Source organism: Acidocella sp. (assembly GCF_013044125.1).
Classification (GTDB): domain Bacteria; phylum Pseudomonadota; class Alphaproteobacteria; order Acetobacterales; family Acetobacteraceae; genus Acidocella.
In genome coordinates, this window is sequence record NZ_JABEVC010000085.1 from 1 (window position 1) to 11,523 (window position 11,523).

An 11,523-nucleotide genomic window follows, 5' to 3' on the forward strand; every position below is an offset into this window, starting at 1 on the left:
CGGCGGGGTGGCCACGGCGGCGCTGATGCGCATAGCCGCGACTCTGCCCGATGTGCGCGCGGGCCGCGCCACGGTGGACTATACCGGGCAGATCCCGCTTTCGGACGAGCAATTCGCCTCGCTGACCCAGGGGATGGTCACCGGCGGCATCATCAGCCTGCTGCTGATTGCGCTCTGGCTTTATCTGGCGGTGCGCTCGTGGCGGCTGATTGTGCCGATATTGCTGACGCTGGTGCTGGGTCTGGCGCTGACCATCAGCTTCGCGGCGATTTTCATCGGCGTGCTGAATCTCATCTCCGTGGCGTTCGCCATATTGTTCATCGGCCTGGCGGTGGATTTCGCGATCCAGTTCTGTGTGCGGCTGCGCGATGTGCATCTTGTCTCGAGTGAACTCTCCGATGCGATTCCGCGCACCGCGCGCGAGGCCGGCGGGCAGATCGCCCTTGCCGCCGTGGCCACCTCCTGCGGATTTTTTGCCTTTGCCCCCACCTCGTTCATCGGCGTGGCGGAGCTTGGGATCATCGCCGGGGCGGGGATGCTGATCGCCCTGTTCTGCACCATCACGTTTTTGCCGGCGCTGCTGCGGGTGTTTTCGCCGCGCACGAACAAGGCGCCGCTCGGCCTGCCTTATGGCGAGCGGATGGACGGGTTTTTGCAAAAGCGCCGCCGTGGCGTGCTGGTGGTGTTCGCCGTGCTGGGGCTGGCCGGCGCCGGAGCCGCCGCAACCATCGGGTTTGACGCCAACCCGTTGAACACGAAGGATCCGAACACCGAGAGCATGCGTACGCTGAGCAAGCTGCTCACCAACCCGGCGACCAACCCGTTCTATGCCGATGCGCTGGCCCCCAATCTGGCCGCCGCGCGCGCGTTGGGGGCAAGGTTTGCGGCGTTGCCGCAGGTCTCCGGCGTGCTCTCGGGCGCTACCTTCGTGCCCGAGGACCAGACGCAGAAACTGGCCATGCTGGCGCAGGCGCAGAGTATTCTGGCGCCCACGCTGCTGGCCGCCGCCACGCCGCCCACGGCGCCGGTGAGTGCTGCGGACATCCGCGCCGCGCTGGTGAAGACGCAACAGGCGATTGCCGATGTGGCCCCCCAACTGCCGAAGGATTCGCCGCTGCTGGCCCTGGCGGCGACGCTGGTGAAGCTGGAAGGCTGCGACGATGCGCAACTGCTGGCGATGAACGCGGCGCTCACGCGCTTTCTGCCCGGGGAACTCTCCCGCCTGGCCGCCAGCCTGAACGCGGCGCCGGTTACAGTGCAGAATCTGCCTGAATCAATTGCGGCGGACTGGTTCCTGCCCGGCGGGCAGGTGCGGGTGGAGGCGCTGCCCTCCGCCGCCGCGCAAACAACGGCCGGGCTGCGCCAGTTTGCCAAGGCCGTGCTGGCGATTGCGCCCGATGCCGGTGGCCCGGCAATTTCCACCATCGCCACCGCGCAGACGATCCTGAACTCCTTCCGCGAGGCGGCGCTGCTCGCTTTCCTCGCCATCACGGCCATATTGCTGCTGGTGTTCCGCAATCTGCGCGGCCCGCTGCTGGTGCTGGCGACGCTGGGAATGTCAGTTTTGCTGACGGCGCTGTTTGCAAAAATCATCGGCCTGTCGATCAACTATGCCAACATCATCGCGCTGCCGCTGCTGCTGGGCGTTGGCGTGTCGTTCAATGTGTATTTCGTGATGAATTTCCGCATGGGCATGCGCAAATTCCTTTCCTCGGCCACCGCCCATGCCGTTTTGTTCTCGGCGCTGACGACCGGAACCGCCTTTGGCACCTTGGCCGCCTCGCATGACCGGGGCACGGCCAGCATGGGTGTGTTGCTGCTCATCAGCCTGCTGGCGGTGCTGATAGCAACGTCGGTGTTTCTGCCGGCGCTGTTGTACACCGTGGTAAATGCCCGGGAAAATGCTCGAAAAAAGAAGTCTTAGCCTCTCAGGCCACCGCACCAGTATTGCGCTGGAGCCGGAGTTCTGGGCGGCGCTGACGGCGCTGGCGGTGGGGGAAAACCTGACGCTGGCGGCATTGGTGACGCGCATTGACGCGGCGCGCCCGCCCGAGCGGCCGCTGGCCTCGGCGCTGCGGGTGTATGCGTTGCGGCGCGGCGGGGGTTAACCCCGCAGCACCCCGCCGGTTTTTTTGCCCACTTCGGCGACGATTTTCGCTGAAACCGCGTCCAGCTCGGCCTCGGAAAAGCTCTTCTCCACCGGCTGGATGGTCACCGCGATGGCCAGCGAGATCTGGCCTTCCGGCACGCCCTTGCCCTGGTAGCGGTCAAACAGCGCCACATGGGTGATGAGGTTGCGCTCAGCCCCCTTGGCGGCGCGCAGCAGCGTCTCGGCCGCGGTTCCGGCGCTGACCAGGAAGGCGAAGTCGCGGCGGATGGGCTGGAAGGCGGGCAGCGCCGGGGCGGCTTTTTTGCGGCGCTTTGGCTCGGCGATGGCGTCGAGGAAGATTTCGAACGCGACCGCGCCCAGCGGCAGGTCCAGCCTGGCGCATAAGGCCGGGTGCAGCGTGCCGAAGGCGGCGAGGACGGTTTTAGGCCCCTGGCGCAGCGTGCCGCACTGGCCGGGGTGATAGAAGCTGGCGCCGCCGGGGGTGGTGGTCACCCCCTCCATCGGCACGCCGAGCGCGCTCAGCACCGCGATGGCGTCGGCCTTGGCGTCCAGCGCATCGAATTTGCGCGCGGGCGCGAGGGCGGAGAGCGGGGTCTCGCCCACGCGCAGGCCCGCTGCGACCAGCGCCTGGGAGGTGTCGGCGGCATAGGCCGGGCCGATCTCGAACAGGCCGAGGCCGCCAAAGCCGCGCGCCACGTTGCGCGCCGCGGCCAGGGAGAGGGTGGCCAGGGCGGTCGGGCGCATCTGGTCAAGGTCGGCGGCGATGGGGTTGGCCAGCCGCAGGCTCTCGGGCGCGCCGCCGAACAGCGTGGCGGTTTCGTGGTCGAGGAAGCTGAAGGTTACCGCCTCCAACAGGCCGCGCGATGCCAGCACGCGGCGGGCCAAAGCGGTGCGGGCCTGTTTTGGGGTATAGATCGGCGCCTGGATGAGCCCTTCCACCGGCAGCGAGACGGGGGTGATGGCGTCCATGCCCTTCAGGCGCAGCACTTCCTCGATGAGATCCACCTCCGGCTCGATCTCGGCGGCGCCGATGGCGGCTTGCGCGGCGCCGGGAACATCGGCCTGATCCAGCGCGGGGGGCTGCGCCACATCGTTGCGCCAGCTTGGCACGGCGAGGGTGACGCTGGCCGCATCGCGCGCGCGCACGCCAAAGCCGAGGCGCTCCAGTGAGGCGACGGCTTCATCGGGCCCGATGTCCGAGCCGCCGAAGGTGCGGATACGCTCGAAGCGCAGTTTTGCCGTGCGTGACCAGTCCGGCCGGGCGCCGGCTTCGGAAATTTCACTGGCCTCGCCGCCGCAGAGTTCGATCACCATGGCGGTTGCGGCATCCAGCGCCTGGGGCATGAGCTGAGAGTCGATCCCGCGCTCGAAGCGCTGCCGCGCGTCGGAGAAGATGCCGGTGCGCTGGCCGGTCTGGGCGATCCTCACGCGGTCAAACAAGGCGCATTCGATGAACACGCTGGTGGTGTTCTCATCGCAGCCAGTGGCCTCGCCACCGACGATGCCGGCCAGCGATTGCACGCCCGCCGCATCGGCGATGATACAATCCTCGGCACCGGCCTTTACCTCTTTGCCGTGCAGGCCGGTGAAGGTTTCGCCATTGCCGCGGCGCAGTTCCAGGAACCCGCCCGAGACCTTGGCGGCATCAAACACATGTAGGGGGCGGCCGAGGTCGTGCGTGAAGAAATTGGTGATGTCGGCCAGCGTGTTGATCGGGCGCAGGCCAACCGATTCCAGGCGCTGCTTCAACCAGTCAGGGCTTTCGCCGTTCTTCACATGGCGCACGGTGCGGCCCAGCACCCAGGGGCAGGCCTCGGGGAAGGCGTTGCGCCACACAACGGCGCTGGCGCCGGACCCGGCGATGGGCGCGGGCGCAAAGGGTTTCAACACGCCTAGCCCGGCGGCGGCGAGGTCGCGCGCCACGCCGCGCACGCTCAGCGCATCGCCACGGTTGGGGGTGACCGCGATTTCGATCACCGGTTCATCCAGCCCGGCCCATTTGGCGTAGCCGGCACCGACCGGCGCATCGGCCGGCAGCTCGATGATGCCTTCGCCCTCGCCCTCCAGCCCCAGCTCGCTGAAGCTGGTGAGCATGCCCTCGGATTTCACGCCGCGGATTTCACCGATTTTCAGTGTGATGCCCGAGCCGGGCACGAAAGCGCCCGGCGGGGCGAACACCACGCGCAGCCCGGTGCGCGCGTTCGGCGCGCCACAGACCACGGAGCGCTCCACGCCATCGCCCACATCCACGCGGCAGGCGCGCAGACGGTCAGCGTTGGGGTGGGGCAGGGCCTCAATCACCTGCGCGATGATGAAAGGCGCCAGCGTGGCGGCCCGGTTTTCAACACCCTCCACCTCCAGGCCGATGGCCGAGAGGGTGGTGAGGATGTCATCCAGTGCGGCATCGGTCTCGAGCCAGGTTTTTAACCATGACAGCGTGAATTTCATGGCTTAGATTCCTTCGTGCAGCATGGCGGGGCTCAGCGCGGCAAAACCGTAATGGCGCAGCCAGCGCACATCGCTTTCGTAGAACAGGCGAAGATCGGCGATGCCGTGTTTGAGCATGGTCAGACGCTCGATGCCGACACCGAAGGCGAAGCCCTGAAATTCACGAGGGTCGATGCCGCAATTGGCCAGCACGTTGGGGTGAACCATGCCCGAGCCGCCGATCTCCAGCCAGTCAGTCCCGCCGCCGAGCTCGCCGGTTTTGCGGTTCCAACCGATATCGACCTCCATGGAGGGTTCGGTGAAGGGGAAGTAGCTGGCGCGCAGGCGCACCGGCAAGGCGGGAATGTCAAAAAAGGCGCGCAGGAAGTCGATCAGGCAGCCTTTCAGGTGGCCGAGCGTGATGCCGCGCCCGATGACCAAGCCTTCGGTCTGGTGGAACATCGGGGAGTGGGTGGCGTCATGGTCGGCGCGGAAGGTGCGGCCGGGCACGATGATGCGAATCGGCTGTGCGTCCGCCTGGGTGGAATGGCTCTTCGCCCAATCGAGCATGGTGCGAATTTGCACGGGGGAGGTATGCGTGCGCAGCACCTCGCCGCCTTGCAAATAGAAGGTGTCCATCATCGCGCGGGCGGGGTGGTGGGCGGCGATGTTGAGCGCGCTGAAATTGTTCCAGTCGTTTTCGATATCCGGGCCATCCTTGATGGAAAAACCCATGGCGCTGAAGATCGCGGCGATCTCTTCGGTGGTGCGGCTGATCGGGTGAATGGCGCCGGTGAGTTCCGGGCGGACTGGGGCCGTTACGTCAATACGTTCCGCCGCGAGGCGAGCCTCCAGCGCCGCCGCGTCCAGCATCGCGCGGCGCGCCGCCAGCGCCTGGGTGAGCGCTGATTTTACAACATTCAGCTCTGCGCCTCGGGCTTTTCGTTCCTCTGGGGGCATCGCGCCGAGTGCCTTCAGCGCGGCGGTGAGGGTGCCGCTCTTGCCGAGCAGCGCCACGCGCAATTCCTCCAGGGCATCGCTGTCAGCCATGGCGATGCGTGATTCAGCCTGGGTCTGTAATAAGCTAAGGTCGTTTTCCGGCATTTGGTCCACCTGATCCATCCGGCCGCAGGGCAGACATTTTTGCCGCCCAAAAGTCAAGCGCCAACGCGGCGCCGGGGCAGGCCGGCGGGTGGGCGGTGTCACAAATTCTCCACAGGTACAAAATAAACTATCTCTACCTATCTAATCGGGCCACAGACGCGCAAAATGCATAACTATAGTGCTTGACCCTTCACCGCTGGGCAGAGTATGGCCCGTTAGGATGCGTAATCATAGTGATTTCGCAACCAAGTATAACCTCGCTCACCAATCACGGACAGGGATCGGTTTTTTAATATGAAATTCAAAGCATTGGGCGCTTTCGCCGGCCTTGCCCTGCTGGCAGCCTGCTCTTCTAACCCCACCGCCTCCAACACCGGCACTGGCGCCGGCGCGGCCTCCACGGGCGCCGTTCCGGGCAGCGAACAGGACCTGGTTGCCAACGTTGGTGATCGCGTGTTCTTCGCGTTCGACAAGTCGAACCTGAGCAGCGATTCCGACGCCACTCTGGGCCGTCAGGCTTCATGGCTTGCCAAGTACCCGAGCGTCAACGTTCTGGTCGCCGGCAATGCTGACGAGCGCGGCACCGAGACGTACAACTTGGCGCTGGCTCAGCGCCGTGCGAACACCGCGCGTGACTACCTGGTTGCCCAGGGCGTTGCCGCTTCGCGCATCACCACCATCTCCTACGGCAAGGATTGCCCGGTTGCCGCGGGCAATGACGAAGCTGCCTACCAGCAGAACCGTAATGCCATCACTTCGGTTCAGGGCTTCAACCCGCAGAACTGCAAGTAATTTAAGGTTCCGTCCAACCCTGGTTGGGCGTGGCTGAAAATAATTGACCGGCGGTGCCTCTTTGTTGAGGGGCCGCCGGTTTTGTGTTTGGGCGGTTTCGTTTTTGAGCCGGTAGGGCTATATCGGATCAGATAAACCCCACAGTTCAGGATTATTCGCGGATATGCGCCAAAATCTCCTCGCCCTCGCTGTATTTGCCTCCCTGCTGCCGATCGGCGCCGCGCAAGGCCAGCCGCTGGTGCAAAGCCAGGAGGGCATCGCGCTGGAAAATCAGATTCTGCAACTGCAGAGCCAGGTGCAGCAGTTGCAGGCGGGCGGCGGGGGAAATGGCGGTTCCGTGCTGGGCGGCACCGCCGCGCCGCCGCCGCCAACCTCTGGCGGCGCCGCGCCGGGTGGCGGCATCGTTGCCACGCTGCTTAACCAGGTGAACGATCTGCAAACACAGGTGCAGCAGCTCAGCGGCAGGGTGGATACGCTGCAAAACCAGGTGGATACGCAGCACGCCGCGACCGAGAAAGAAATTGGCGATCTGAAGTTCCAGATGACCAACGGCGCCACCTCCGCCGCGTCAGGCGCCCCCGGCGCCGCATCGGGTGCTCCGGCGCCGCAGACCAGCGCCCCACCGGCAGCTCCCGCCCCGGCGGTTTCCGGCTCGCCCGAGACCATGTTGCATGACGGCCTGGCCGCTTACGCCCGGCATGATTACACGGCGGCCGAAACGGCTGCAAAGGCCATTCTCTCCACGGCCAAGGGCAGCCCGCAGGCCTACCGGGCGCAATATCTGCTGGGGCAGTCTCTTTCCGCCGAGGGCAAGCCGCAAGCTGCCGCCATTGCGTATGACAGCGCCTATAACTTCAACCGCACGGGAAGCTGGGCGCCGCAATCGTTGTACGGGCTTGCCAGCTCGCTGGCTGACATCAACCAGGACCAAGCCGCCTGCGACACTCTCTCATCGCTCAACAGCCAGTTCCCGGCGCCCCCAGCCGGCATGAAGAGCAAGATCGACGCGTTGAGCCACCGGGCGCATTGCTCCTAGCCCCGGCTGACTCCGCCAGCACCGCGCTGGCGCGTCATTTTGCCGCCGCGATGGCGAGGCTAGGCCCTTTTGGCACGCCGCCGCATCTGGCCGCCGCGGTTTCCGGCGGGGCGGACAGTACCGCCCTGGCCTTGCTGGCGCATGATTGGGCGGTACGAAACCAGGGGAGCCTGCTGGCGCTAATTGTCGACCACGGCCTGCGCCCCGAGTCCGGTGCTGAAGCCGCGCTGACGGCCACGCGCCTGGCGGCGCGGGGGATTGATTGTAAAATCATCAACTTGTCTGGCCTTGCGGGTCCTGGAGTTCAGGAAAAAGCCCGTGCCGCGCGCTATGCGGCGCTGGCGCAGGCCGCGCTGGCGCAGGGGCGGCTGCACCTGCTGCTGGGCCATCATCAGGCTGATCAGGCTGAAACCGTGGCCATGCGTGCGCGGCGTGGTCCCGGCGGGGCGGAGGGCATCGCCGCCTGGGCGGCGCGCGGCAATGTGCTGCTGCTGCGCCCGTTGCTGGATGTGCCCCCCGCCGCGCTGCGCGCCTATCTTGCGGCGCAGGGCATGGCATGGGTGGAAGACCCTTCCAACCAGAACCTCAGGTTTGAGCGCGTGCGGATACGCTTTGAGGGTGCGGGCGTGCAGCCCGCCAGCGCCGCCGCCCGCCAGGAGCGCGAGCAGGAAGCGGCGTGCTTCCTCGCCCGCCGCGCCGCGCTGCGGCCCGAGGGGTTTGCGCTGTTGGACGCGCCCGCGGCCCCAGCGGCTGCGCTGGCGGCGCTGCTGCGCGTGGTCGGCGGCAATGTCTACGCGCCGGACCAGCCCGCCACCGCAGCCCTGGCCGCAAGGCTGCGCCCGGCGACCTTGGCCGGGGTGCGTATTCTGGCGGCCGGGCGGCTTGGCCCCGGCTGGCTGCTGGCGCGCGAGCCCGCCGCTCTGGCGCCGCCGGTTCCGGCGCGGCGCGGCGCTCTCTGGGACGGGCGGTTCACCCTGGAGGCCACGCCCCCGCCGGGGCAGAGTTTGGGCGCGCTCGGCGATGAGGCAAAAAACCATAAAAAATACAATAACTTGCCATCGGTTGTTCTGCGCACGATGGCGGCCCTGCGCGCGGCGGACGGCACGCTCAGCTTCCCCGCCCCGGTTTTGTTCACCCCGCCGTCGCCCGCCGCGCCGCATCCCTTCTTCAGCGCCGGGCAATAAATTTGTGCAATGCTACAAAATCGGTGCAGAATACCCATCTGAGATGGCGCTCTACCACCGTGGCGGAGCGGCGTTGGGTTTTAATGTAGAGAATTGGATAAGGCTAGATGAACAATCTTGGTCGAAATATAGCGCTCTGGGTGGTCGTCGCTCTGTTTCTGGTGGTACTTTTTAACGTATTTCAGCCGTCCAGCACGTCCAGCAACCCGGTGAGCCAGATCGCCTACTCCAGCTTTCTGGATCAGGTGAATAACAGTCAGGTGCAGGATGTCACCATCGCGGGACATGACATCACCGGCACGACCAAGGATGGCAAGGCGTTTGAGACATACGCGCCGGCCGACCCTTCGCTGCTCGACAAGCTGATCGCGGCCAATGTGCATGTGGATGCCAAGCCCGAAGGCGACACCATGAACCCGATTCTCAAGGTGCTGATCTCCTGGGCGCCGATGCTGCTGCTGATCGGGGTGTGGATATTCTTCATGCGCCAGATGCAGTCAGGCGGCGGCCGCGCCATGGGCTTTGGCAAATCGCGCGCCCGGTTGCTGACCGAAAAGCAGGGCCGCGTGACCTTTGAGGACGTGGCCGGCATCGATGAGGCCAAAGGCGAGTTGCAGGAAATCGTGGAATTCTTGCGTGACCCGCAGAAGTTCCAGCGGCTTGGCGGCAAAATCCCCAAGGGGTGCCTGCTTGTTGGCCCGCCGGGCACGGGTAAAACCCTGCTGGCGCGCGCCATCGCGGGGGAGGCCAATGTGCCGTTTTTCACCATCTCCGGCTCGGATTTCGTGGAGATGTTCGTGGGTGTTGGCGCCTCGCGCGTGCGTGACATGTTCGAGCAGGGCAAGAAGAACGCGCCCTGCATCATCTTCATTGACGAAATCGACGCCGTCGGCCGCCATCGTGGCGCGGGGCTGGGCGGCGGCAATGACGAGCGCGAGCAGACGTTGAACCAGATGCTGGTCGAGATGGACGGGTTTGAGAGCAATGAGGGCGTCATCCTCATCGCCGCCACCAACCGGCCGGACGTGTTGGACCCAGCATTGCTGCGCCCCGGCCGGTTTGACAGGCAGGTCGTGGTGCCCAACCCGGATGTGCTGGGCCGCGAGAAAATTCTCAAGGTGCATATGCGCAAGGTGCCGCTGGCGTCCGATGTTGACCCCAAGACCATCGCGCGCGGCACGCCCGGCTTCTCGGGCGCGGATCTTGCCAATCTGGTGAACGAGGCCGCTCTGCTGGCCGCGCGAATCGGCAAGCGGGTGGTCGCCATGGCGGAGTTCGAGCACGCCAAGGACAAGGTGATGATGGGCGCGGAACGGCGTTCGCTCGTGATGTCCGACGATGAGAAGCGCATGACCGCCTATCATGAAGGCGGCCATGCGATTTGCTCGATCACCCTGCCGGAGTGCGACCCGGTGCATAAGGCCACCATCATTCCGCGCGGCCGGGCGCTTGGCATGGTGATGTCGCTGCCCGAAGGGGACCGCTACTCCACCAGCAAGCTGAAACTGTTGCAGCAGCTCATCATGGCCATGGGCGGGCGCGCCGCCGAGGAGCTGGTGTTCGGGCCGGACAAGGTCTCCAACGGCGCCTCCGGCGACATTAAAATGGCGACGGACATGACCCGGCGGATGGTCACCGAATGGGGCATGTCCGAGAAGCTGGGCATGATCTCATACGGCGATAACGGGCAGGAGGTGTTCCTCGGCCACTCCGTGACGCAGAACAAGAACGTCTCGGAAGCCACCGCCCGCGAGATCGACACCGAGATCAAGGCGATCATCGACCATGCCTATGCCGAGGCGCGGCGTATTCTTACCGAGCGCCGGGCGGATCTGGAGTCGCTGGCGCAAGGGCTGCTGGAATACGAGACGCTTTCGGGCGACGAGATCGAGGCGGTGATCCGTGGCGAGAAGATTGTGCGCAAGGTGGTGGACGAGCCGATGCCCGACCAGCGCCGCTCCTCAGTGCCCACCGCGGCGCCGCCGCGGCCGGACGTTCCGGGGATTCTCCCGGCAGCGGGCTGAAGTGTAAGGCGGCACGGGGAGTCCCCGTGCCGTTTGCGCTCTTGCCGGAGTGTGCGGGCTTGTTTATCCGCAACGCATGGCAAAACATTATTTTACAGTTACCTGGGACCAGTTGCACCGCGACGCGAAGGCACTGGCATGGCGGTTGCACTCACTCGGGCCATGGAAGGGCATTGTCGCGATTACACGCGGCGGGCTGATCCCGGCGGCGATTATCGCGCGCGAGCTGGAATGCCGATTGATCGAGACGGTCTCGGTTGTCACCTATGACGAGGAAAACCCCGGTGAGCCGGTGGTGACCAAGCCGCCCGCCGCCGCCGGAGACGGGGAAGGGTGGCTGATTGTGGATGATCTGGTGGATTCCGGCACAACGGCCAAACTGGTGCGCGGGCTGCTGCCCAAGGCGCATCTGGCCACGGTTTATGCCAAGGAGGCCGGCAAGCCGATGGCCGATACCTTCATCACCGAGGTCAGCCAGGATACATGGATACTCTTTCCGTGGGACACCGAGCCGCAGTTCGTCGCGCCCCTGGCGCGCCGGCCTGTATGACGCCTTTGGCGCGCCGGCCTGCATAACGCCTTTGGCGCGCCGGCCTGCGTAACCAGCTTGGGTGTTCAAGTCCTCCTAGCCTTGGGGGCGAAACTCCGGTAAGAGCAGCGCACACGCCATGGGGCGTGTTCATGTGTGGGGCATTTGGCCCCGCTCATGTTGTTGAGACTAGCGGCAGAACGGGGTTTTAGGGAACCAACCGGATGATCCGCGCCGCCGCCGGTTTTTTGCCCGCGGCGTTTCCGGCCACATGGTCCGTGGCTGTGACGAGTTTATGCTCCCCTCACAGCCAGACC

The 11,523-nt window shown here is 65.5% G+C and carries 9 protein-coding genes; 7 read left to right on the plus strand and 2 right to left on the minus strand.

All coding sequences use genetic code 11. The features are described from left to right. The coding region (locus tag HKL97_RS05170; protein WP_291423120.1) for an MMPL family transporter at positions 1-1,924 on the plus strand (1,924 nt) is incomplete at its 5' end. Next, positions 1,902-2,108, plus strand: coding sequence for a ribbon-helix-helix domain-containing protein (locus tag HKL97_RS05175; RefSeq protein WP_291423122.1), 207 nt, complete (start codon positions 1,902-1,904; stop codon positions 2,106-2,108). The genes HKL97_RS05170 and HKL97_RS05175, both read left to right, overlap by 23 nt. On the opposite strand, the gene pheT is transcribed toward HKL97_RS05175, so the two are convergent. Further along, a complete protein-coding gene (gene pheT / locus HKL97_RS05180; protein ID WP_291423124.1) occupies positions 2,105-4,558 on the minus strand; it encodes a phenylalanine--tRNA ligase subunit beta in 2,454 nt (817 codons plus the stop codon). The two genes, HKL97_RS05175 and pheT, sit on opposite strands and share 4 nt — an antisense overlap. A 3-nt stretch (positions 4,559-4,561) precedes the next feature. After that, positions 4,562-5,641 carry a phenylalanine--tRNA ligase subunit alpha gene (gene pheS / locus HKL97_RS05185; protein ID WP_291423125.1) on the minus strand — a complete coding sequence of 360 codons (1,080 nt, stop codon included), beginning with the start codon at positions 5,639-5,641 and terminating at the stop codon, positions 4,562-4,564. 294 nt (positions 5,642-5,935) lie between these two features. Here pheS and HKL97_RS05190 point away from each other — a divergent pair, with 294 nt between their 5' ends. The 5 genes from HKL97_RS05190 (at position 5,936) to gpt (ending at position 11,227) form a co-directional block, all read left to right on the plus strand. Then, positions 5,936-6,433, plus strand: coding sequence for an OmpA family protein (locus tag HKL97_RS05190; protein WP_291423127.1), 498 nt, complete (start codon positions 5,936-5,938; stop codon positions 6,431-6,433). Positions 6,434-6,596: 163 nt separating this feature from the next. Beyond that, positions 6,597-7,469 (plus strand): tol-pal system YbgF family protein, encoded by an 873-nt coding sequence (locus HKL97_RS05195; protein WP_291423128.1) that lies wholly within the window; start codon positions 6,597-6,599, stop codon positions 7,467-7,469. Next, entirely contained in the window at positions 7,460-8,653 is a 1,194-nt protein-coding gene (tilS, locus tag HKL97_RS05200; protein WP_291423130.1) for a tRNA lysidine(34) synthetase TilS, read from the plus strand. Before HKL97_RS05195 ends, tilS begins: the two co-directional genes overlap by 10 nt. Before the next feature lie 107 nt (positions 8,654-8,760). Then, entirely contained in the window at positions 8,761-10,677 is a 1,917-nt protein-coding gene (gene ftsH / locus HKL97_RS05205) for an ATP-dependent zinc metalloprotease FtsH (RefSeq protein WP_291423132.1), read from the plus strand. Between the two features lie 76 nt (positions 10,678-10,753). Continuing rightward, on the plus strand, positions 10,754-11,227 hold the full coding sequence (gene gpt, locus HKL97_RS05210; RefSeq protein WP_284258688.1) for a xanthine phosphoribosyltransferase: 474 nt from the start codon (positions 10,754-10,756) through the stop codon (positions 11,225-11,227). The last annotated feature ends 296 nt before the right edge of the window (positions 11,228-11,523 follow it).